The 24,372-nt window shown below is 55.6% G+C and carries 19 protein-coding genes; 16 read left to right on the plus strand and 3 right to left on the minus strand.

Translation table 11 applies throughout. The features are described 5' to 3' along the window. Positions 1–43: 43 nt before the first annotated feature. The 9 genes from CUC55_RS10620 to CUC55_RS10660 all read left to right on the plus strand — a co-directional run bounded on the left by CUC55_RS10620 (position 44) and on the right by CUC55_RS10660 (position 12,144). Positions 44–295, plus strand: coding sequence for an acyl carrier protein (locus CUC55_RS10620; protein ID WP_067645693.1), 252 nt, complete (start codon positions 44–46; stop codon positions 293–295). Then, positions 295–1,476, plus strand: a complete 1,182-nt coding sequence (locus CUC55_RS10625) for an acyl-CoA dehydrogenase family protein (protein ID WP_103087819.1) — start codon at positions 295–297, stop codon at positions 1,474–1,476. The genes CUC55_RS10620 and CUC55_RS10625 overlap by 1 nt, the downstream gene beginning before the upstream one ends. A 4-nt stretch (positions 1,477–1,480) precedes the next feature. After that, positions 1,481–2,389, plus strand: coding sequence for an amino acid--[acyl-carrier-protein] ligase (locus CUC55_RS10630; protein WP_103087820.1), 909 nt, complete (start codon positions 1,481–1,483; stop codon positions 2,387–2,389). A 7-nt stretch (positions 2,390–2,396) separates the two neighbouring features. Beyond that, complete coding sequence (locus tag CUC55_RS10635; RefSeq protein WP_067645698.1) at positions 2,397–3,383, plus strand: DUF1839 family protein; 987 nt, start codon at positions 2,397–2,399, stop codon at positions 3,381–3,383. Continuing rightward, entirely contained in the window at positions 3,380–5,836 is a 2,457-nt protein-coding gene (locus CUC55_RS10640; protein ID WP_103087821.1) for a glycoside hydrolase family 2 protein, read from the plus strand. Before CUC55_RS10635 ends, CUC55_RS10640 begins: the two co-directional genes overlap by 4 nt. A 204-nt stretch (positions 5,837–6,040) precedes the next feature. After that, positions 6,041–8,758, plus strand: coding sequence for an ABC transporter ATP-binding protein (locus CUC55_RS10645; RefSeq protein ID WP_103087822.1), 2,718 nt, complete (start codon positions 6,041–6,043; stop codon positions 8,756–8,758). A gap of 44 nt (positions 8,759–8,802) precedes the next feature. Further along, complete coding sequence (locus tag CUC55_RS10650) at positions 8,803–9,258, plus strand: cyclic nucleotide-binding domain-containing protein (RefSeq protein ID WP_067645704.1); 456 nt, start codon at positions 8,803–8,805, stop codon at positions 9,256–9,258. A gap of 192 nt (positions 9,259–9,450) precedes the next feature. Beyond that, on the plus strand, positions 9,451–10,311 hold the full coding sequence (locus tag CUC55_RS10655) for an MBL fold metallo-hydrolase (protein WP_067645706.1): 861 nt from the start codon (positions 9,451–9,453) through the stop codon (positions 10,309–10,311). A gap of 174 nt (positions 10,312–10,485) precedes the next feature. Then, entirely contained in the window at positions 10,486–12,144 is a 1,659-nt protein-coding gene (locus CUC55_RS10660) for an adenylate/guanylate cyclase domain-containing protein (protein WP_103087983.1), read from the plus strand. A 5-nt stretch (positions 12,145–12,149) separates the two neighbouring features. On the opposite strand, the gene CUC55_RS10665 is transcribed toward CUC55_RS10660, so the two are convergent. Both CUC55_RS10665 and CUC55_RS10670 read right to left on the minus strand, forming a co-directional pair. After that, complete coding sequence (locus CUC55_RS10665; protein WP_103087823.1) at positions 12,150–12,632, minus strand: class I SAM-dependent methyltransferase; 483 nt, start codon at positions 12,630–12,632, stop codon at positions 12,150–12,152. A 14-nt stretch (positions 12,633–12,646) separates the two neighbouring features. Then, complete coding sequence (locus CUC55_RS10670) at positions 12,647–14,008, minus strand: nucleotide sugar dehydrogenase (RefSeq protein WP_170063861.1); 1,362 nt, start codon at positions 14,006–14,008, stop codon at positions 12,647–12,649. A 104-nt stretch (positions 14,009–14,112) separates the two neighbouring features. On the opposite strand from CUC55_RS10670, the gene CUC55_RS10675 reads away from it, so the two are divergent. After that, a complete protein-coding gene (locus CUC55_RS10675) occupies positions 14,113–15,210 on the plus strand; it encodes a glycosyltransferase family 4 protein (protein WP_103087824.1) in 1,098 nt (365 codons plus the stop codon). Then, positions 15,207–15,950 (plus strand): polysaccharide deacetylase family protein, encoded by a 744-nt coding sequence (locus CUC55_RS10680; protein WP_103087825.1) that lies wholly within the window; start codon positions 15,207–15,209, stop codon positions 15,948–15,950. Before CUC55_RS10675 ends, CUC55_RS10680 begins: the two co-directional genes overlap by 4 nt. On the opposite strand, the gene CUC55_RS10685 is transcribed toward CUC55_RS10680, so the two are convergent. After that, positions 15,942–16,919, minus strand: a complete 978-nt coding sequence (locus tag CUC55_RS10685; RefSeq protein ID WP_425352818.1) for a glycosyltransferase family 32 protein — start codon at positions 16,917–16,919, stop codon at positions 15,942–15,944. The genes CUC55_RS10680 and CUC55_RS10685 overlap by 9 nt on opposite strands. Before the next feature lie 179 nt (positions 16,920–17,098). On the opposite strand from CUC55_RS10685, the gene CUC55_RS10690 reads away from it, so the two are divergent. The 5 genes from CUC55_RS10690 (at position 17,099) to CUC55_RS10710 (ending at position 24,334) form a co-directional block, all read left to right on the plus strand. Next, positions 17,099–18,991, plus strand: a complete 1,893-nt coding sequence (locus CUC55_RS10690; protein ID WP_103087826.1) for a dipeptide ABC transporter ATP-binding protein — start codon at positions 17,099–17,101, stop codon at positions 18,989–18,991. Then, positions 18,988–20,889, plus strand: coding sequence for an ABC transporter substrate-binding protein (locus tag CUC55_RS10695; RefSeq protein WP_103087827.1), 1,902 nt, complete (start codon positions 18,988–18,990; stop codon positions 20,887–20,889). Before CUC55_RS10690 ends, CUC55_RS10695 begins: the two co-directional genes overlap by 4 nt. Position 20,890: 1 nt before the next feature. Then, positions 20,891–21,889, plus strand: a complete 999-nt coding sequence (locus CUC55_RS10700) for an ABC transporter permease (protein WP_067645720.1) — start codon at positions 20,891–20,893, stop codon at positions 21,887–21,889. Then, complete coding sequence (locus CUC55_RS10705) at positions 21,886–23,061, plus strand: ABC transporter permease (RefSeq protein WP_067645722.1); 1,176 nt, start codon at positions 21,886–21,888, stop codon at positions 23,059–23,061. The genes CUC55_RS10700 and CUC55_RS10705 overlap by 4 nt, the downstream gene beginning before the upstream one ends. A 64-nt stretch (positions 23,062–23,125) precedes the next feature. Then, a complete protein-coding gene (locus CUC55_RS10710; protein WP_067645724.1) occupies positions 23,126–24,334 on the plus strand; it encodes a glycosyltransferase family protein in 1,209 nt (402 codons plus the stop codon). Positions 24,335–24,372 lie beyond the last annotated feature (38 nt).

Below are 24,372 nucleotides of genomic sequence, written 5' to 3' on the forward strand. Positions count from 1 at the left end.
AGAATGCGTTATGATGACGCGCTGTGAAGGGAGACTACTCAGAATGAATTCAACTATTCGTGAAATACTGTCGAAATTCGGCCAACTCCCGGTGCCCGTCGATACCATCGAAGATGAGGCTGACCTTTACGCAGCTGGACTTTCTTCNTTTGCATCCGTGCAACTGATGCTTGGCATAGAAGATGCATTCGACATCGAATTTCCCGATAGCATGCTCAACCGGAAGTCTTTCGCCAGCATCAAGGCCATCGAAGACACGGTCAAAACCATTCTTGATGGCAAAGAGGCCGCGTGATGAACGTCTCCGTCGNCCCGCCTGATGCGACGCTCTCGGCGCGCGCCTCCCGTGTCGCGTCGATCGCCGCACGGCATGNCGACGATGTCGATACCGCCGCACGTTTTCCAATAGAAGCCGTTGATGCGCTTCGTTCGGAACGGCTTTTAGGCATTCAAGTACCTGTTCATCTGGGCGGTGAAAGTGCAAGCATCGCGCAAATTGCCGATATCTGCTGCATTCTCGGCCAATCCTGTTCCGCAACGGCGATGATCTTCGCGATGCACCACATCAAGGCCTCCAGCCTTGTGGAACATGGCGAAGACAGTGAATGGCATGTTGCCTTCATGCGCCGCGTGGCATCAGAACAATTGCTTTTGGCGTCTGCCACCACCGAAGGCGGTATCGGCGGAAACATGCGCAATTCCATCTGTGCCATCGAAGTTAACGGTCCCGACTGCACCTTGGAAAAAGACGCCACCGTAATTTCCTATGGCACGCATGCCGATGCCATTCTGATTACCTCGCGTGCCAATGACGCAGCGGCACCCAGCGATCAGGTCATGACCGTTTTCCTGAAGGACCAGTACACGCTCGAACGGACCCATATTTGGGACACGCTCGGCATGCGCGGAACCTGTTCCGATGGCTTCCTGTTCAAGGGAAGCGCACCTTCCGAGCAGATTTTCTCCAAGCCTTTCGCCGAAATTGCAGCGCAATCCATGCTGGCGACATCCCATCNTTTGTGGAGCGGCGTCTGGTATGGAATTGCCTCTGACGCGGNTTTGCGTGCACAAGCCTTCGTTCGTGCAGCGGCGCGCAAATCGCCCGGCGTCACGCCACCAGGTGCCATTCGTCTGGCAGAAGTGTCGAGCAAGCTTCAGACCGTCAAATCGAACGTCATTGCTGGTCTCAAAGCCTATGAGGCCACCAAATCCGATCCCGACAAGCTGATGTCGATGGGGTTTGCCATCGCCATGAACAACGTCAAGATTTGCTCGTCGGAAACCATTATCGAGATCATCAATCACGCCATGCTGATCTGCGGCATCATGGGCTACAAAAACGGTACGCCTTATAGCCTCGGTCGTCACCTGCGTGATGCGCATTCGGCGCAACTGATGATCTCCAACGACAGAATTCTCAGCAACTCCGCCAATCTCCTGCTCGTCCAGAAGCAGGACACCAGCCTTTCGGGATAAGATCATGGACATGCAAACATCNTTTCTCGATCGCCTGTTTGACAAAGGCCTGCTGATCGATACCGGCGTCGATGGCCTCTATGGTCGTAGCGGCCAGTTCGAAGACGTGATTGCCGGTTTTGAGCGCCTGATCGGAACGGTCGGCGGCGCAGATAAAGCCGAAGTTATCCGCTTCCCGCCCGGCATCAACCGTGCCTANTTTGAAAAAAGCGGCTACATGAAAAGCTTCCCGCAACTGGCAGGCACCGTCCACTCCTTCTGCGGCTGCGAGCTGGATCATGTCAGCCTTATCAAAAGCATGGACGAAGGCACGGACTGGACGAAAGACCAGAAGATTACCGATATCGTGCTGACGCCAGCGGCCTGCTATCCGCTGTACCCAACCATCGCCAAGCGCGGAAATCTGCCCGCTAGCGGAGGTCTTTACGACATTCAATCCTACTGCTTCCGCCATGAGCCCTCCAAGGACCCGGCCCGCCAGCAACTGTTCCGTATGCGCGAATATGTATGCATGGGAACTGAAAGCGACGTGACGGAATTCCGTCAGCTATGGATGGATCGCGGCGTCGAGATGATGGNAAAGATCGGTCTCGATGTGAAGATCGACATCGCAAATGATCCGTTCTTCGGGCGTGCCGGCAAAATGCTGGCCAACAACCAGCGCGACCAGAACCTGAAATTCGAATTGCTGATTCCGGTAACATCCACCACCAACCAGACGGCCTGCATGAGCTTCAACTACCATCAGGACGCTTTTGGAGCCAAATGGGGCCTGAACCTCGAAAACGGCGACGTCGCGCACACAGCCTGCGTCGGCTTCGGGTTGGAGCGGATAGCACTGGCACTGTTTGCCAAACACGGACTGGATGTCGAAGCATGGCCACAGCCGGTTCGAGACGCGCTTTGGGGCTGAAGACAGCATGACGAGCATCTTTCCAGCCCTCAACGCCGAGACCTACATTCCGCATCCGTTGCATTCGCTGGAGCGGATGTGGCCGGAAACGAATTGCTATGTCGATCTGTGGATAGAGCTGCTGGCTTCCAGCGGTCTGCCGCCAGAAGCCATGCTGGGCTTTACGCTGACGCAGGATTTCGAGGGCGACCAGTTCACTTTTTTCAAGGTGCCGCTGGAAGACCTCGAAGCGCTCTATGGCATCCGCGTCACCGAACTTGCGATTTTCGACAGGCTCGAAAGACATATCGACATGCAGCTGCAACGTGGACGCATCTGCCTGATCGAGATGGACAGTTTCTACATGCCGGATACGCACGGCACCGCCTATCGCAAGGAACATGGCAAAACAACCATCGCCATCAACCGGATGGACGTGGCAAACCGCAAGCTGGAATACTTCCACAATGGCGGTTATTTTGCCCTGGAAGACGATGATTTCTCCGGTATTTTCCAGCACCATCTGACAGACGAAGACGCCCCATTCCTACCCTATACAGAATTTGCGAAATTTCCTGAAAAGCCAATGTCCGATGTGGAAAGACGGGCGATAGCGCTGCGTCTTCTGGCCTCGCATTTTGCAAGACGACCCGCGCAAAACCCGATCAAGGCATTCGCCAAGGTCTTTCCTGCGCAAGTCGAAAAAATAGCCGACCGGCCCTTCGGNTTTTTCCACAAATATGCTTTCAACACGCTTCGCCAATTCGGCGCGAATTTCGAACTGGCTGCCAGCCATCTGCAATGGCTGGGTAGCGATCAACGTTTCGGCAGCGCGCCTGCCCACGCACTTCGCATTTCGGAGGTGGCTAAAACGGTGCAGTTTCAGCTTGCCCGCGCTATCGCCCGGCGTAAGTTCGACACGCTCTTGACCGCTCTCGACCCGGCGATTGCAGCTTGGGACGCGCTCATGGCGGAATTGGAGATTTCGCTTGCCCAGACAAGCGAGGCAGCGTGACGGTCTCGGGCATCGATAAGGGACAGTCGTTAAGCGAGGGCTGGACCCTGACGCTGACAGAAGCCGATGCCTTTAAGACACCTGTCGATATTCCGCTCGACATCGAGGCGGTAACGGCGCCCGTTCCCGGGACTGTCGCGCAGGCACTGGAAGCACTGGGAAGATTTGATCGCTTTCAACCAGAGCCGCTCAATAATCAGGATGCCTGGTATCGACTGACACTGGTATCCGATAAAATCGGCCCAGCTATTTTGCGCTTCGAGGGACTGGCAACCATTGCCGAAATTTTCCTGAACGGTGAACGTGTTGCGCACTCTACCAGCATGTTCGAAGCGTTGGACGTTTCCTTTGAACCATCAGGTGCCGACGAACTTGCCATTTGCTTTCGTGCCTTGGCACCACATCTGGAAAAATCAGGACCACGGGCGCGCTGGCGTCCACAAATGATGAATTCTCAGGGCCTGAGGCTGATCAGAACAACGGCGTTGGGCCACATGCCCGGCTGGTGTCCGGAAATTCACGCCGTCGGGCCGTGGCGGCCGGTTCGGCTGATCCGCAAAGATCAGTGCAAATTCGAAATCCTGTCCTTTCAGTCGCAACTGGATGCGGATGGAACGGGATTCCTGCGTATCTCTGTTCGCAGCGATGCCACTGCAATAGAGCTGGGATGCGCCGATCTATGGACAACATTGCATCCCGCGGGCGACACTACATTCGAAGGTGAACTCCGGCTGGAGCATATCGAGCCATGGTGGCCCGCCACTCATGGCACACCGGTGCTTCACGATGTGAGCCTGCGCATTGAGGGTCAGACTCACCTCGCCGCCAGGACAGGGTTTCGGCGTATCGATATCGACCATGGAGCCGACGGAAAAGGCTTTGGCCTGAAAATCAACGGCGAGCCCGTGTTCTGCCGTGGCGCTGTTTGGACGAATGCCGATATTGTTCGACTGCCTGGCAACCGCGCAGATTACGAGCCCTGGCTTCGCCTCGCTGCTGAAGCCGGTATGAACATGACCCGCATCGGCGGCACGATGGCCTACGAGACACCTGAGNTTTTTGTACTCTGCGATGAGCTGGGGTTGATGGTCTGGCAGGATATGATGCTGGCCAACTTCGATTATCCAGCCAAGGATGAGGCGTTTCTGGCTCATATCGATCAAGAAATCTCCCACCTCCTCACCAACACCGCTTGCTCGCCATCACTTGCCGTTTTGTGCGGCGGAAGTGAAATGTATCAGCAGGGAGCAATGCTGGGGCTATCGGAACAGTTCTGGAAAGGCCCGCTGACGGAAGAAATTCTGCCCGCACATGTTCGTCGTCTGCGACCTGATATCGCCTATGTGCCGAACTCTCCGTTTGGCGGGGCCCTGCCCTTCGTCTCGAACGAGAAGATCGGCCACTACTACGGCGTCGGTGCCTATTGCAGACCGCTGGAAGATGCGCGGCGCGCGAATGTACGGTTTGCCGGCGAATGCCTCGCCTTTGCAAACGTCCCGCATCAGGTCACCCTCGACAAATACCTGCCAGTAAAACCGGTTCACGATCCGAAATGGCGCGCGCGCGTGCCCCGTGACCGANGGGCGTCCTGGGATTTCGAGGACGTGCGGGATCATTATCTCAAGCTACTTTACGACTTAGACCCGGCAACATTGCGAAGAGAGAATGTTGATCGCTATCTCGATTTTTCCCGCGCAGCGATTGCCGAGGTCATGGAAGCGACATTCGCAGAATGGCGGCGTGTCGGCTCAAATTGTCAGGGCGCGATGGTATGGACGTTGCAGGATCTGCTGCCGGGTCCCGGCTGGGGAGTTATCGATTCAACAGGCCTGCCGAAGTCTGCCTTTTATGGTCTTAAACGTGCGTTTCGACCTCTGCAGATCAACCTTCTCGATGAGGGCACCAACGGCCTCGATATCCATCTCATTAATGAAACACCTGNAAATGCGGACGTCGTCGTGGAGATTGCATGCCTGCGTGACGGCATCCAGCCTGTCGTCAGCGGCAGGCGCGCAATGAGTCTAGCAGCGCGTGACAAGCGGTTGATTGCTGCAACCGACCTGTTCGGTGCATTCTTCGATACCACCTATGCCTATCGGTTTGGTCCCCCTGCACACGACGTCACGGTCGCAAAACTCCTGGATGCGCAAACTGGTGTGCTGCTCGCCAATGCCGCCCANTTTCCAAGGGGCCGACAGGCAGCCCTTCATCCTGTCAGCCTTCAAACTGACCTGACGATGAACGACGGGCGTTGGATCCTGCATGTAACCGCGGACCGTTTTGCCCAATCCGTTTGTATAGATGCCGAAGGNTTTCGTCCCGCCGATGATGGATTCCATCTCTCGCCGGGGGAAGGCAGGCGTATCGAACTCATTCCTGCCGGCCCCCAGTCAACGGAAATGCCCCGTGGCGAAATTCGCACGCTGGGCAATGTCCAACTATTCCGTTTTTGAGAAATTGCGCTATAAGGCGCTTCATTCATAATTCGTAAAAGAATGGTCCGCGCCGTCACGGTCGTTCCATCCCGCCANTTTGCGAGAAGAGACGCATCTTCATTCATTCTTCTAACGTTCATAACCGTTGCGCAACAGCGGCTTTGACGCAATGACAAACATCAACTACCTTCCAGTCAGTCCGGCAAGGCATAGAAGTCCTACATGGNAAAAAGTCTAACCCGCTATATCTGGAATCATACGAGGCGGCAGCAACTTTTCATTCTGCTGATTGTCGCCTTTTCGATGGTTCCCTACTTCCTTGCCTTCGATCTTCCCAAGCAGATCGTCAACGGCCCGATACAGGGCGATGGCTTCGAGGGCGTGAATTCCACACAGCTCTTCATGCATTTGACGTTCGATCTCCCCTATCTCGGAAAGATCACGCTGTTTCCGGGCGTCGAGCTCACCCGTTTCGGCATGCTGATGGGGCTGAGCCTGACGTTTCTGGCACTCGTCGTCATCAACGGCCTCTTCAAATACTATATCAACACCTATAAGGGCCGCCTCGGTGAGCGTTTGCTGCGCCGTATTCGCTTCCAGTTGATCGACCGTATCCTGTTGTTTCCCCCTTCCCACTTCAAACGGGTGAAGGGTGCGGAAATTTCCAGCATGATCAAGGACGAAGTGGAGCCTCTCGGTGGTTTCACCGGTGATGCCTTCGTTCAGCCAGCGCTTCTCGGGGGCCAGGCACTTTCAGCTCTCTTCTTCATTCTCGTGCAGAATTTCTGGCTCGGGCTGATCGCTGCTTTCATGGCCGCGATTCAGGTCGGGATCATTCCCCAGATGCGTCGCCGCTTGATCGAACTCGGCAGGCAGCGACAGTTGAGCGCGCGCCAGCTCGCCGGCAGGATCGGCGAAATGGTGGATGGCATCGGCACCATCCACGCCTACGACACCTCCAATTATGAGCGCGCGGATGCTGCTCACAGGCTCGGCGAAATCTTCAAGATCCGCTACGACCTGTACCAATGGAAGTTTATCGTCAAGTTCATCAACAATTTCCTGGCTCAGCTTACACCGTTCTTCTTCTACTCGCTCGGCGGTTATCTAACGCTGAGAGGCAGTCTCGATGTCGGTCAGCTCGTCGCCGTCATCAACGCCTACAAGGAATTGCCGGGTCCCTTGAAAGAATTGATCGACTGGGACCAGGCGCGCCAGGACGTTCAGGTGAAATACGAGCAGGTGTTCGAACAGTTCGATTCACCGACAATGATCGACTCGAAAATTCAGGCCCTGTCGCCGGAAGAAGCCGCAGCGATCACAGGGCCTATCGTTATTGCGGGGCTTGCATTGGATGACGACAGCGGCACTCGGCTTCTGGATCAGGCATCCCTGACGATCAATCCGGGAGAGACCGTCGGCATCGTGGGCGGCTCAGGAGCCGAAGCGCTCGCCGATGCGCTTGGACGGACCCTTTGGCCAACATCAGGCAAGATCACCTTTGGGGATATAGACCTGCACGACCTGCCGGAATCTGTCAGCGGCCGACGCATATCCTATGTTTCAGCCGACACATATTTCTTCCATGCAAGCCTGAGGGAAAACCTCGTTTACGGCCTGAAACACGCACCATTGAAGGCNAAAGACTATACCGGTGCCGACCTGGAACACCGGAAATGGGAAATTCGCGAAGCAAAGCTCGCNAAAAATCCTGATATCGACATCAACAGTGACTGGATCGATTACACATCCAGTCCTTTTGGAAGCGATGAAGAAGAACAGTTCCTCAAGGCCATGCTGTCAGTTCTCGACACTGTTCAGCTGTCACCCGACATTCTCGAATTCGCCTTGCGCTCCTCTATCGATCCTTCGACCGATCTGCATTTGGCAGCCCGGATCGTAGAACTGAGGCAGGCGCTGCGCGCAGAGCTGGAAGAGGAAAACCTCAGCGGCCTGATCGTGCCGTTCGAGCCCAACAGCTATAACGCCGAGGCCACTGTCGGCGAAAACATCATGTTCGGCACGATGCGCGATTCATCGATTGCAAGTCGGAAAGTTATCGACAGTGATTATTTCCGCACCCTGATGCGCAGCAGCGGACTGTCCGAAACGCTGTACGACATGGGTTATACGATTGCGGAAAACGTGGTTGAAATTTTTAGCGACCTTGCGCCCGACCACCCTTTTTTCCAGCAGCTGACCTTTATGACGGCTGACGATATTCCGACCTATCAACAGACGCTACAGCGCCTTCAGGGCAAGAGCTACAAGGATGCCAACGACGCCGACAGGCGCGCCATGCTACGGCTCAGCTTCTTCTATATCGAACCACGTCAGCGTTTCGGTCTTCTGACGCAGGAGGTAATGGACAAGATCATCGAGGTCAGACACATGTTCCATCAGAACCTGCCCGATGATTTGCGCAGCTGGATAGAGCCATACGATCCCGAAAAATATGCGGCTTCAACCAGTCTCCTCGACAATATCCTGTTCGGCAAGATCAGCCACCGCTATGCCGACGCCTCGCGCCGCATCACCAAGATCGTCGCCGAAGCCATGAAGAAGCAGGGCCTTTACGAAAAGGTCCTGGCCGTCGGACTGGAATTCAACTTGGGCGCAGGCGGCAAGCGGCTAGGCCCCTTGCAGCGGCAAAAACTCAATCTGGCGCGGGCGCTGATGAGAAAATCGGACTATTACGTGCTCAACCGCCCGTTGCCCGGTCTCGACCATCGCATGCAGCAGGAAATTGTCGATAGCGTCATCTCTTTCCTCAAGCGCGATGACGCTAATCCGGCTGTGATTTGGATACTGTCCAATGCTGCACTTTCAAAAATGTTCGACCGTGTTATCGTTATAAACCACACGACCATCGTTGCGGATGGAACATACGAGACTCTTCTGGAAGAAAACGGTACATTTAAAGAAATGATCGCCGCATAGTTGGTTTATCTTGGGTAGAACAGGAATACGGACGGGACAGGGCAATGCTTTTCAAAGACGAAATTCAAATGCTGAAACGCGTTCCCTTCTTCAGTGAGATGGAGCCTTCCAAGCTGAAGCTGTTGGCTTTCGCGTCAGATCGGGTTTCCTACCACGCCGGTGACGAGTTGTTCCGGCAGGGTGATCTTGGAGATGCCGCTTACGTTCTTTTGACCGGCAAGGTCGACGTTCTGATCGATTCCCCCTCAGGGCAGATCAAACTCACGGAGATGAGCGGAAACGCCATCGTCGGTGAAATCGCCATACTGTGCGACAGTGTGAGAACGGCAACAGTACGCGCGTCCACCTCGGTGGAAGCTTTGCGGATCGGCAAGGAGCAATTCTTCAAGCTCATGTCGGATTTCCCGGACGTAACGATCAAGGTCATGCGCGTGCTGGCCGAGCGCCTGACGCAGACAACGACCGAGTTGAGCAAAGCAAGGTCAAGTTCCAACGCTTAAAGAAACAGTCTTTTTAAACCACGTTTTTTGAAAGAAAAATAAAAGTGGTGCTATCGTCATAAAACTGAAATGCTGGCCCTACTAATGGCGGAGACATTCTTGTCTTCCTAAGGCGGGGTAACGGCAGGGCAGATAAAACGATGCCCATCGGAAGATGGCCTCAGGGCTATCCGTGGTAAATTGGGGTGTATCATGGCGTTGAATTCCGACGATCTACGTCGGGACAATAAATCAGAGTTTCGGGTAAAGATTTGGGGAGCAAGGGGAACGCTTCCCGTATCAGGAGACAAGTTCCGAAAATATGGTGGCAACACGATCTGCATCGAAGTCAGATGCGGCGAGCACGTCCTGTTGTTCGATGCGGGTTCAGGTTTGTTGCCTGCCGGTCAGTCGCTTAAGGCTGAAGGTGTTGGCGCCGTCAACATGTTCTTCTCCCACTGCCACTATGACCACATAGTTGGATTTCCCTACTTCAAGCCGTTTTTCAATCGCGAAAATGCGGTTCGCATCTGGTCGGGCCATCTGGCCGGACAAAAGACGACGCGGGAAATTCTCAGCGAATTCATGAGCCCTCCCTGGTTTCCCGCCCCGCTCGATATCTGTTGCGCCCGGATCATTACCAAGGACTTCCAAGCAGGAGACGTTCTCTCTGTCCATCCCGATTTGAGCATCACGACAGGAATGCTCAACCATCCTGGAAACGCCATCGGCTACCGCATCGATTGGCAAGGCCGCAGTCTTGCTATCATCACCGATACTGAGCATGAGGCCGGCAAAACCGATAAGACTGTTTTGAAACTCATCGAAAACGTCGACCTGTTTCTCTACGACGCAAGCTTTACCGATGCCGAGATGGAGACCTATCGGGGCTACGGCCACTCATCGTGGCAGCACGCCGTCCATCTCGCAAAGCTTGCCAATGCCAAAAGCGTCGGTCTGATCCATCACGCACCCTTTCGCACCGATGACGAACTCGATGTTATCGATGCCGATGCAAAGATAGAGTTTGCGGGTGCCTTCGCTGCTTGGGACGGGCAAACGATAAATCTTTGATATCAGTGTGCTTGCCCTAACGGACGTGATGCTTTGCACAAATGCCGATGACGTGATCGCTGATCTGTTCAGCTTTTTTAATCGTTAGAGTATAGCGGCAAACGGCTATCAACAGAGAACTCTCTGGCAATCTGCCGAATAACGAGCGCGATGCTGCAACCGGAGACGATCAACATGGCCAGGATCGTCTCGGAAACGTCGCTGAGGCATGCGCGCATGCTGTCCGGCCTCGTGATGCTGGGCTTCGTGTTCACCCATCTGGCGAACCACGCACTCGCCCTGATTTCGATTGATGCCGCCGAATATGGCCGTATGTGGTTCAGCATCGTCTGGCTCAACCCCCTCAGCAGCCTTATTCTCTATGGTTCGGTGTTGACCCATATCGTGCTGGTTTTGCGCTCCCTTTATCTGCGCCGCTCCTTCAAGATGCCTGCTCGGGAAGCGCTTCAGATTCTCATCGGCCTCCTCATCCCCTATCTGATCATCGACCATGCCACTGGTATCCGCATTTCGCGTTCGCTTTACGGGGTCGATATCGGTTACGAAACCGTGATCCATAATTTCTGGGTGCGCAATCCGCTGCTCGGTCTGCGCCAAAGCACAGCACTGGTGCTGATCTGGCTGCATGGCTGTCTTGGTATATTTTTCTGGCTGCGGTACCGGGACTGGTACAAGAAAATTTCGCCCTATCTTCTCACCATCGCCGTGTTGCTGCCCATTCTGGCGCTTCTGGGCTTTAGCGATGCGGGCCGGGCGATGGAGAACAATCCGCCGCCGCCGAGAACGCCTCATGCCAACCAGGCTGAACTCGAAGCGACGATCGATGCCGTTACGAACGGAGCGAAAGCCCTGTTTGGCGGTGCAATCGCGCTGGTTCTTGCTCTTCGCGGCGTTCGCAGCTGGCGGCAACGTTCNAACGCGTTCGAAATCCGTTACGATCACGGAGCCTTCGTGCGCGCACCTGCTGGCTTGAGCATATTGGAAGGTAGCCGCTTGGGTAACGTCCCCCATTTTTCGGCCTGCGGTGGCAAAGGCCGGTGTTCGACATGCCGTGTGAGGATCATAGATACGGAAGGACCCCTGCCGGAACCATCCACGATGGAAAAAGCTACCCTTCAGCGTATCCATGCGGATAGTGATGTCAGGCTTGGATGCCAGCTCCGCCCTAAACACAATATCAAGGTTGCTTTACTGCTCGCCTCAAAACAGCAGCGAGACATCCCCGCCAGCGGTGAGCCGATCCGGCCCGGTCGCGAAGAGGAGATTGCCGTCCTGNTTTGCGATCTTCGCAGCTTCACAGCCCTGTCGGAAGCGCGGTTGCCCTATGACATGGTGTTTTTGCTCAACAGGTACTTCACTGTTGTGGGCCAAGCGGTGGAGCAGGCTGGTGGCAGGCTCGACAAATTTATCGGCGATGGTGCCATGGCACTGTTTGGCCTTGAGGGAAACACGGAGACCGCAAGCCGAGACGCGCTGAAGGCGGCAGCACTCATTCTGCGCAACATCGAAACGCTCAACGAGGAGCTGGAAAAGCAGTTCTCAGTGAGACTGCGTATCGTCGTTGGTATCCATGCGGGGCCATCCATCGTCGGCGTGATGGGTTATGGCGCAGCTAAAAACCTGACTGCCATCGGCGACACCGTCAACGTCGCGAGCAGGCTGGAAACTGCCGCAAAGGAATTCGATACAGCGATCGTTGTGTCAGAACCGGTATTGAAGCAATCCGGTCACGACATCCGGGCGCTGCAAAGTCGCACAATTCCCATCCGTGGCAAAAGCTCGCAAATGAAAGTCTTTCTGATTTCAGAAACAGAAAGCCAGCTCTTCCTGTAGGCAGATTATANTTTCCGATACAGGAAATAACGATCCGTTGGCACCGAGGTTGGTGCTGGCAGCGGATTGAGGGTTTTCTCCTCCAACGGAAGACCACTGACCGCGACTCCGCCCTTGGCCAGCATTCCCGCGACGAACTGCGGCAACCATGTCAGTGTAACCGCGTCCTTTTCCGGATAGCCGGTGNCGATATCGGCGTGAACGAGTGATGCCTCGATGCCGAGATAAGCCTGGGCAGTCTCGGCGATCTCACCGATCACCAAATCTTTTTCGTCCGGTACTGAAGAAGCGTGCGCGCCCATGGCCCGATCAAACGCAACGATGCGGCGATCTGGAAAAAGTTCGCGCAGATGATTGAAGGTACGGCCGTTACCGAGACCGATTTCCATCACCGGNCCACCGGTGGGAAGGTTCATATCGGCGTGGACGTGGTTGAGAATATCGCGCTGCGCCGTCAGGCGACGAATGAAGCTGTCCAGTCTGCTCATTTCTTACTCTTCCATCAGGCTTTGATGATGTGGCTTGCCACAATGCCACGCTTGGCAAAAGCATTGCGCGTGTCGATAATCAGCGGTGACCACGTCGAAAGACTTTGATAATCGACGTCGTCATGGTCGGTCGCGATGAGAACCGCATCGAATTCACTGATCGTCTTCTCATCCCAGACAACAGACTTCATGCCCATCAGGTGACCATATTCGCGGGNTTTCGGAATTTCCGCGACATAGGGGTCGAAATAGGAGGGCTGACCGCTTCGCTCGAGAATAAGCTCGATCAGCTTCAACGAAGGGCTTTCGCGAATGTCGGGCACGTTCTTCTTATAGGCCAGACCGACGATCAGAACCTTCGAGCGACTGAGCGCCTTGCCGCTGTGAACATCAAGCGCTTCTGCAAGGCGGGTAACGATGTGGCGCGGCATACCGGTATTGATCTGCCCGGCAAGCTCGATAAATCGTGTCGGCAAATCATATTCGCGGGATTTCCAGGTCAGGTAAAACGGGTCGATGGGAATGCAATGCCCGCCAAGTCCCGGACCGGGATNAAACGGCATATAGCCGAAGGGTTTGGNTTTGGCCGCGTCGATCACTTCCCATATATCGATGCCCATCGCCTCGTAGACGACCTTCAATTCGTTGACGAGGGCAATATTGACAGCACGAAAGACGTTCTCGGTAATCTTGACTGCCTCAGCCGTGGCGTTGGTGGAAACGGGGACGACCGTTTTCACAACGGACCCGTAAAATGCCGTCATCAGTTCAGCCGCATCGGAACCCTCACCGGCCACCACTTTGGGAATGGTTGATGTCTGAAAGTCGCGATTGCCGGGATCTTCCCGCTCGGGCGAGAACCCAAGAAAGAAATCCACACCCGATTTAAGGCCCGTCTTTTCCAGAATAGTTTTGACGACGCCATCCGTGGTGCCGGGATAGGTGGTGGACTCCAGCACGATAAGCTGACCCGGGCGAAGTCTGCTGGCAATCTCCCGGCAGGTGNTTTCGACATAGGAAAGATCAGGATCGCGATATTTCGTCAGTGGTGTCGGGACGCAGATGGCAATCACATCACAATCGGCAAGTCTGGNAAAATCACAGGTCGCGACGAAACCATCGTTCTGACGCGCGCCGTTCAACACATCGTGTGGTACCGCTTCGATGTAGCTCTTACCGGCATCGATGGCCGTGATCTTGTCAGGATCGATATCGAACCCCACCACCTTGAAGCTGGCATGCGCGATCGTCATCGCCAGCGGCAGACCGACGTATCCGAGGCCTATCACGCCTGCCGTGGCCTTTTTGGACTGGATGAGACCGAGAAGGTGTTGTGCGTTTGAAGAGAAAGTCAAAGCTGATTGCGCCCCGCGCATGGAAGAAGATGTCCATCAGTTGGGCGAGAAGAGGCAAAGTGTCAAGGTTTGGCCGGGTCAAATTCCCATTGACGAAGCGTTGACCGGCGACGCAAAACTGAACCATGAAAATCGCATTCTACTGCCCACTGAAATCTCCCAACCATGCCGTCCCCTCCGGCGACAGGCTGATGGCACGGTTGTTGATGGAAGCGATGCGACTTGGCGGGCATGAGGTACACGTCGTGTCAGAGCTACGCAGCTTTCTGCGGCAGCCAGAAGGCGAGGACGCCGAGAGCCTGAGAATGGCAGCCAAAGCGGAGAGGGACCGCATTACAGGTGAATGGCTGGGCAACGGCAAGCCGGATGTCTGGTTCTGTTACCACCCCTATTACAAGGCGCGCGATCTTCTCGGACCGGAGCTTTGCCAGCACTTCGGAATCACATACGTCACCGCAGAAGCGTCCTATTCACCAAAGCGAAATAGCATGGGATGGGCGAAGACGCAGGCTGAACTTCTCGCCGATCTCCGCTTCGCAGCCGTCAATATCTGCTTCACCCAGCGTGATCGCGACGGGATTGTAAAAGCAGCAGCCGATATCAGCACGGCCATGCTGCCTCCCTTCATCGATGCCTCAGNTTTCATGAAGGTGAGCCCCTCACCCACCCGTTACCGTATGGCAACGGTGGCAATGATGCGCGCGGGCGACAAGCTGGCGAGCTATCAGGCGCTGGCGCAAGCCTTGAAACAGATACCGCCTGATGTGCCATGGACGCTAGACATTGTCGGAGACGGACCTGAACGTGACACCGTGCGAGAGCANTTTGACACGATCGATCAAAACCGCCTCATCTGGCACGGCGAGCGAAATGCCAAGGACATCTCGGAAATCCTGTCGCGTGCCTCCCTCTATGTGTGGCCGGGCCACGGCGAGGCCTACGGGCTTGCCTATCTGGAGGCGCAGGCAGCCGGCTTGCCAGTTGTTGCAGAGCGTATTGCCGGGGTTCCGGAAGTCGTCAGGGATGAAGAAACAGGCATTCTGACCGCGCCAGGCGATATCGAGGCCTATAGCGCAGCACTGGTCAAACTGATGACGGATGACGCGACGCGCCAGACTATGGCGCAAAAAGCGCGCCGCTTTGCGAGCATCGACCGCTCCCTGCAAAACGCCGCCACAACACTGAACGAAATCCTGAAGCACGTGCTGGAGCAGACGCCATGACCGNAAAAAAGCTTTTGGACACACTCGATGATTTCGCGAGCAAAGGCATCATCGCCGACTTGTGGTTGCGGGATGACGACGCGACGGTGCCAAGCCTGGCACTTAACAGGTTGCTGAACCTTTCCGAGCAATATTCCATCCCCATAACATTAGCGATCATTCCAGAACCGACCGGCGAGGCGCTGGCAGCCCGGCTTGAGCAAACGACAAACATCGATGTCGCGGTCCACGGCTGGGCGCATCAAAACCATGCGGGACCGGATGAGAAAAAACGCGAGCTTGGGTTACACAGACCGCTCGGAACCGTTCTTGGCGAACTGCAAGCCGGACTTGTGAAACTTCGATTGCTCCACGGGACCCGTGTCACGCCCATGCTCGTGCCGCCATGGAACCGCATCGACCCTGACCTCATCAAACATTTGCCGCAGGCGGGCTACAAAGCATTGTCCGTTTACGGGCCTGAAAAGCCTGATCGCCTCCTCCTTCTCAACACACATGTCGATGTCATCGATTGGCGCGGCAACCGAGGCGGCAAGGATCATGACCTGTTGTTTACGGAAACCGCCGCACGGATGCACGAAGCGCATGCGACCGGCGGCATGACGGGTATCCTGACGCACCACCTCGATCACGACGACAATGTCTGGACGTTTTTGCAAAGGCNTTTCAAACTGACAGCAGGCCATCCCGGCTGTCGCTGGCGTTCATCGCGCCAATGGCTACATGCATTGTCACCATGATTTCCAGGCGACCAGCAATCCATCACCTTTCACGTCCGCGCGAATAGCTTCGACTGCGCTAAAGGGCGCCAGATCCGGCAGCGTCGCCACGACGAAATCCCCACTGGCCAGACAGACAGAGCCGGAGCGTGCAACGATTGTGAAAATCAGCGGGCCGGTTGCCCACCATGCCGGCGCTCTGGGCAGCTTATCCAAAATCTCGGGAAAAGCATCCAGCATCCGGCTGAATAGGGGGTGAGACGCTGGTGTTGCGATAAACGAATTGGCCAGAAGGACACTACCCTGTCCCGTCATGCGCGGCACATTTTCCGCNAAAGCGGTCAGTCCGATCATGGGCAGCAGATCACCGAAACTCAGATCATCACGGGCGGGATAGAAATCGCAATCGAGGTAAATGCCACCCATCTTCGACAGAACGATATATCGTGCCACATCCACCGCACCGGGATAATCCTTTTCGGCCAGCATTCCAGCAAATACAGGATTGGCGAAAACCCCCTCCTGTTCAAGATCGGCCTCACGCCATAGACGATAGTCAAACCCGTGTGTTGCAGCATGGGCCGCCCACGCACCGGTCGATACCGGCACTTGCTTCTCACCGATCCATATCTGGTGAATGATCTTTGGCACAGGCTCCCGGTTTTTGGCGGCCATCACACGTCGCTCCGCCGCAGAAAAACGACCATAGGTCTCTAAAACATCCGGTGAGGGAACAAGGTGGTATTGATAGCCGACACGGCTGACCACATCCCTTTGCGCCTTTGCCAAGGCAAGAAAGACGGAATGAAGCCTGCGCGGCAAACCCAGGGCTGTCTCATCACCCATCAGATGTTGGTCGGGCTCCTTGGAAAGCGCGTCCAAAACATCGCGAGCGTCTACAAACTTGCCTTGGGCAATGTCGTGCCGGGCGGCGGCAAGCTTTTTATCGAAATAAGCCTTGTCGGGCATGGCGGTCCCTCGCGTGTTCATCACTCAGACATATCTTCGAAATAGATGTTTTTCCGCAAGCCCGGTTTATTCGGAACTTCCTGAAANTTTCATTGTTTCAGGAGCATAGACAGATGTTAAGGCCTGCGATAACGTATCNTTTATGGCCCCGAAGTAACTGCCGCAGGCAAAATNAAAAAAACGGTGAGGACACCCTTGGCATGACTTCAGGCGCCGATCTGCTTCGCATCGAAAATTTGCAAGTATCGTTTTCTCTGATGGGCGGNAAAATCGATGCCGTCAGAAATGCCAGCCTGCGCANTTTGCCGGGCAAAGTTACGGCACTTGTCGGCGAATCCGGCTCTGGNAAATCCGTCATTGGCCAGACCATCATGGGCATTCAGCCGCGCACGGCAAGCGTCAAGGGGCGCGTCCTGNTTTCCGATCCGCAGCGTGCGCTGGCCGAACCGGTTGATCNTTTGCGGCTGGAGCAGGACGGCAAGCCCATGCGGGCAATCAGAGGCAACCGCGTCGGCCTGATCTTCCAGGAGCCGATGACCTCGTTTTCGCCGCTGCACACCGTCGGAAACCAGATCGATGAAGCCTTGCGGATTCACTCCGTACTGACGCCTAGGGAACGGCAGGAAAAGCTCGAAGAAACACTCGATCTCGTCGGCTTTTCAAATCCGCCCAAGATTTGCAATATGTACCCCTTCGAGCTTTCCGGCGGCATGCGGCAGCGCGCGATGATTGCCATGGCGCTTATCTGCCGTCCCGCACTTTTGATCGCCGATGAGCCGACGACGGCTCTCGACGTAACGATCCAAGCACAAATTCTCAAGCTGCTGCGCGATCTGCAAAGCCGCCTCAACATGGGGATGCTGCTGATCACCCACGACCTTGGCGTCGTCGCCAATATCGCCGATGAAGTCGCCGTGATCTATCAGGGCGAGATCATGGAATCCGGACCGGTCGATGAGATTTTCCGGGCGCCGTCGCATCCTTATCTTAAAGGTCTGATGGCGGCGGTCCCGCATTTCGACATGAAGCCCGGCGAACGGCTGAAGGCACTGCGCGACGTCGTCATCGACAAGGAAAGCCTGATCGGCAAGAAAACGGCGAGTGTCGATAAAACGCAGGGCGTCCTTCTCACAGTCGACAACATCGGCAAGACGTTCACGACCCGAAAATCGAGCTGGTTTACCGCTGGAAAGGCCACCACCACCAAGGCGGTCGATGGTGTCAGTTTCGAAATCCGTCGCGGCGAATGTCTCGGCCTTGTTGGCGAAAGCGGCAGCGGCAAGACCACTGTCAGCAAAATCCTCATGCGCGCCGTGAGACCTGATGAAGGCTCCATTACCTTCCACAGCCGCACCGGCGATATCGACGTTTTGAGTGCAAAGGACGACGATCTGCGCGAATTGCGCACAAAGATACAGATGGTGTTTCAAGACCCTATCTCGTCGCTGTCTCCGCGCATGACGATCAGCAATATCCTCAGCGAACCGCTCGAAATTCACGGTCGCGGCGATGCCAGATACCGCGCGGAAAAAGTCCGCAATCTCCTCAAGGCGATCGGTCTTGGAGAAAGCGCGCTCAATCGTTACCCGCACAGTTTTTCGGGTGGCCAGCGTCAGCGCATCGGTATCGCCAGAGCGCTGACTTTGGGGCCGGAACTGCTGATTTGCGACGAGCCGGTATCGGCGCTCGACGTTTCGGTGCAGGCGCAAATTCTCAATCTGCTTAAGGATCTGCAAAAAGACCTGGGCCTGACCTACCTGTTTATTTCGCACAATCTGGCTGTGGTGGATTATATGGCGGACCGCGTTGCGGTGATGTGCGAGGGCAAAATCGTGGAGCTTGCACCGCGTGAAGCGCTGATGCGAAATCCGGTTCATCCATATACCAAATCGCTGCTGGCCGCCGTGCCGTTCCCCGACCTCGACAGACCACTCGATTTCAGCACCATCGCCAAGATAAGCGCCACGGGTAAATTCGACTGGGGTAAGCAGTTTCGCGACAGCGATGATGGTGGGTTGATTACAGCCGATCTCGGCGACGGCCATCTTGTGCTTGCCAATGGGAATGTCGACATTGCGGAGCTACGCTCGTGATTACCCGCCGAACCACACTCGCCCTCCTCGCCTCGGTCTTTGCACCATGGAAAGCATTCGCAGCCTATAGCGATTCCGACTTCTTCAAGGAAAAGCGCGAAAAAGGCGAGCTGCCGCCGGTCGATCAACGGCTGCCCAAGAACCCTCGTGTTATGAACATGAAGAACCTGGGTCGAGAGCCTGGCAAGCATGGCGGCTCCGTCCGCATGCTGATTGGCGGGCAGCGGGATATTCGACTGATGCCGATCAACAGCTACGCGCGGCTGGTCGGCTATGACGAGAGCTTCAATTTTCAGCCAGATATTCTGGAAAGCTACACGGTCGATGAGGAGCGCGTCTTTACGCTGAAACTGCGCGACGGCCACAAATGGTCTGACGGTAGCGACTTCACCACCGAAGACTTTCGTTATTTCTGGGAAGAAGTGGCGCTCAATCGCGAAATCCACAAGGGTGGACCACCCATCGAGTTGCTGGTTTATGAAAAGCCGCCAAAGGTGGAGGTCATCGACCGTCTGACCGTGCGTTATTCCTGGGAAGGGCCGAACCCGGACTTTCTGGCCAAGCTCGCCGGTGCCTCGCCTGCACGCTTGTGTCTGCCCGCTGCCTATATGAAGCAGTTCCATGCGAAATATCAGACGCCAGAAAATCTTGCCAAGTTGATGAAGAAGAACAAGGTGGAAGACTGGAGCAATCTGCATGTGAAGATGTCACGGCAGGTGCGCCCGGNAAATCCCGATCTCCCGACGCTGGATGCGTGGCGCAACATCACGTCACCGCCGTCTGAACAGTTCATTTTCGAGCGTAATCCCTACTATCACCGCGTCGATGAAAATGGCCTGCAGTTGCCGTATCTCGACCGGTTCCTGCTCAATGTGACGTCATCGGAAATCATTGCCGCAAAGACGGCTTCCGGCGACAGCGACCTGCAATTCATGGGTCTGGATTTCAACGACTACACGTTCCTGCGAGACGCCGAAGACCGCTATCCGATCAAGGTGAACCTTTGGAAACGTAGCCAGGGCTCGCGTGTCTGTCTTTTACCGAACCTGAATTGTGGTGATGATGTCTGGCGCAACCTGTTCCGCGATGTGCGGATGCGCCGTGCCTTGTCGCTCGCCATCGACAGGCATGNAATCAACATGGTCTGTTTTTACGGATTGGCAAAGGAAAGCGCCGATACGGTTTTGCCGGAAAGCACGCTTTTCCGTCCCGAATTCGCTAAAGCCTGGGCCGACTTCAACCCCGCCTTGGCAAATGCGCTGCTGGATGAACTGGGACTGACAAACCGAAATGACAAGGGCGTTCGACTGCTTCCAGATGGCCGCCCCGCCCACATCATCGTCGAAACCGCGGGTGAAAGCACGCTGGAAACGGACGTGCTGGAACTGGTCACCGATCATTGGCGAAAAATCGGTATATCCCTTTCCAGCAGGCCCACCCAGCGCGATGTGTTTCGCAAGCGGGCCATGGGTGGCGAGGTGCTGATGTCGGTATGGTTCGGCATGGATAACGCCGTGCCGACGCCCGATATGCTGCCTGCCGGGCTCGNCCCAACCGGCGATGATCAGCTTCAATGGCCCGTCTGGGGCGTTCACTATCTGTCNGGGGGGCGCGAAGGTAAGGAACCTGACTTGCCAGAGGCTGCCCAGCTTCTTGCCCTTTTGAAGAAGTGGCGCCTGAGCATAACCGAAGAGGAGCGGCGCCATATCTGGCTGGACATGCTGACGCTCTATTCGCAGCAAGTCTTTTCCATCGGCATCGTCAACAGCGCACTTCAGCCCATCGTGCATGTGACGAAGATGCGCAACGTCCCGGAAAAAGCGCTCTATGGNTTTGAGCCGACTTCCTATCTCGGTGTCTATATGCCAGACGCGTTCTGGTACGACGGAGACGCATGACATGCTCAGATATATTCTAGGGCGTCTGCTCGTGATGATCCCGACACTCATTCTGATTTCGATGCTGGTCTTTACAATCATCGAATTGCCGCCCGGCGACTATTTCGAAAGCTATGTCTCCGAGATGCGCGCCATGGGCGAAACCGCCAATATGGCGGAGATCGAAGAATTGCGCGCCCGTTATGGCTTCGACCAGCCTGCGCCCATCCGATATCTTCGTTGGGCATCCGGCATGCTGGTGGGCGATTTCGGTTATTCCTTCGAGTATCAGCTTCCCGTCAACGAGGTGGTCGGCGACCGCCTCTGGCTGACAATTCTCGTGTCTTTTGTCACCATCATCGTCACCTGGCTGATCGCTTTTCCTATCGGCATCTATTCCGCCACGCATAAGTACAGCTGGGGCGATTATGGACTGACGTTTGTGGGGCTTCTGGGCATCGCCATTCCCAACTTCATGCTGGCGCTCATCCTGATGTATTTCGCCAATATCTGGTTCGGAACGTCCATCGGTCACCTCATGGACCGCGAATACCTCAACCAGCCGATGAGCTGGGACAAGATGAAGTCGATCCTGGAACATCTTTGGATACCCGTCCTCATCATCGGCACCGGCGGCACTGCCGGTATGATACGCAGATTGCGCGCCAACCTGCTGGACGAGCTTCAAAAACAATATGTCGTCACCGCTCGCGCCAAGGGCCTTCATCCCTTCAAGGTGCTGACGAAATATCCGCTGCGCATGGCATTGAACTTTTTCATTTCAGACATTGGCTCCATCCTGCCTGCCATCATTTCCGGTGCGGAAATCACTGCCGTGGTTCTGTCACTGGAAACGACCGGCCCCATGCTGATCCGCGCCTTGCAAAGCCAGGACATGTATTTGGCTGGGTCTTTCCTGATGTTCCTAGCCTTCCTGACAGTCATCGGTGTGCTGGTATCGGATATTGCACTTGCCATCCTCGACCCACGCATTCGCTTTGGAGGCGGTAACATCAAATGACCACCTCTCTTCCCGAACCTGGCGCACCATTGCTGCATTATGTATCGACGGCGCCGTTCGACCCCAATCTGATCGAACCGACGACCTCTGGGATGGCCGCATTCAACAAGGCGTCGCAATTCAAGCTGATGTGGTGGCAGTTCAAGCAGCACAAGCTTGCGCTCTATTCCGGGGCCTTTCTGCTGTTCGTCTATCTGTCGATCGTCATATGCGAGTTTTTGGCGCCCTATAATCTGCACACGCGCAATGTCGAAAGCATCTATACACCGCCGCAATCCATTCACCTGTTTCACGATGGCGAATTCGTCGGTCCTTTCGTCTACGGGCGAGCCATGAGCCTCGATATGGACAATCTGAAGCGCATTTATAGCGACGTGCCGACGGATGTGCAGAAGCTGCGTTTCTTCTGCCGGGGGGACGGCTACCGGTTCTGGGGTCTGTTTGACAGCAACGTCCATCTGGTGTGCCCAGCTGAAGGCGGGCAGATGTATCTACTGGGAACAGACCGTCTCGGCCGCGACGTCCTGTCACGTATCATTTACGGCGCGCGCATTTCGCTGACCATCGGCCTGCTTGGTGTGGCAATGAGCTTCGTTCTCGGCATCGTGATCGGTGGTCTTGCCGGCTACCGCGGCGGCGTGTTCGATCTGATCGTCCAGCGTATCATCGAAGTGCTGCAATCGATCCCCAGTATTCCGCTCTGGCTGGCACTTGCAGCCATCATGCCGGTGACATGGAGCCCGATCCTCGTCTATCTCGGCATCACCATCATTTTGGGCCTTCTGGACTGGACTGGGCTTGCGCGCGCAGTGCGCTCCAAACTTCTGGCCCTGCGCGAAGAGGACTATGTGCTGGCCGCGCAATTGATGGGCGCCAGTACACCGCGCATCATTGGGCGCCATCTCATTCCGGGGTTCATGTCGCATCTGATTGCGTCTGCCACGCTGACAATACCAGGTATGATATTGGGCGAAACGGCACTTAGTTTCTTGGGCCTTGGCCTTCGCCCGCCGATCACAAGTTGGGGCATTCTGCTCACGGAAGCGAGAAGCGTGAGCGTGATAGCCCTTTATCCATGGCTTCTTTTGCCGACGGTACCCGTGGTACTCGTCATCCTGGCCTTTAATTTCTTCGGCGATGGACTACGTGATGCGGCAGACCCTTTTAAATAACAACGGACTGTCCAGTGACATATCGATCTACGACGAGCCCAAGCCTGGACGAGAGGTACCCCCTTTGAGCACCCGTCTGAACGACGCCCGCATCCTCATGTACAGCCACGATTCTTTCGGGCTTGGCCATCTACGGCGTTGCCGTACCATTGCCCATGCCCTGGTTGAAGATTATCGCGGGCTCAACGTCCTGATCATTTCAGGTGCGACGATTGCCGGTGCGTTCGACTACCGCGCGCGCGTGGATTTCGTGAAAATCCCAAGCGTCATCAAGCTGCGAAACGGCGAATATACCTCGCTCGACCAGCATATCGATCTTCAGGAAACCCTGAAAATGCGCCGGTCGATCATCTATCATACCGCCGAGAGCTTCCAGCCCGACATCTTCATCGTCGACAAGGAACCCATGGGCCTGCGCGGCGAGGTCGAGGAAACGCTGACCTACCTCAAAGCCAAAGGCACAAAGCTAGTTATCGGCTTGCGCGACGTGATGGATTCACCGCAATTGCTGGAAGCGGAATGGAAGAGAAACGACATTCTCAAGAAGATCGAGCGTTATTACGACCACGTCTGGGTCTATGGCCCGCCTGATTTCCACGATCCGCTGATCGGTCTGGATGTGCCACCCAAGGTACGCGACAAGATGGATTTCGTCGGCTTCCTGCAACGGTCGAAGACCCAGTCTGAAAGCACGTCCCATCGCACGGAAGGCGACTATATTCTGGTTACGACCGGCGGCGGTGGCGATGGCAGCGAGTTGATCGACGATGTCATCAATGCCTACAAGGCCGATCCGGAACTGACACACAAGGCTCTGATCGTTCTTGGTCCTTATATGCCAGGAGAACAGCGCCTTCGCTTCATGCAGAATACCTCCGATATTCCCTACATCGAGATCATCGAATTCGATAATCGCATGGAAGATATCGTCGCCGGCGCCAAGGCTGTCGTGTCCATGGGTGGCTACAACACGGTCTGCGAGATACTATCCTTCGACAAGCCCGCACTGATCGTGCCACGCATCGTNCCGCGGGAAGAACAATTGATCCGTGCCAGCCGCGCATCGGAACTCGGCCTGTTCGACATGCTCTTGCCCGAGGATGCCGAAGATCCAAAGAAGATGGCGCAGGCACTCAAAGACCTGCTGAACCGCGCGCCGCCATCCGCCAATGGCAGAAACCTCAAGCTTGACGGGCTGGAAAACCTTTCCAAGCGAATTGCCGAATGGCTTCAACCTGACGATACCGTCAAGGCCGTTAGCCCCAGCGCCTGACTTCAGAAAGAGACGCGGATATCGTGATCGTCAAAAAG

It is taken from the genome of Agrobacterium bohemicum, from assembly GCF_002896715.1.
GTDB lineage: Bacteria > Pseudomonadota > Alphaproteobacteria > Rhizobiales > Rhizobiaceae > Agrobacterium > Agrobacterium bohemicum.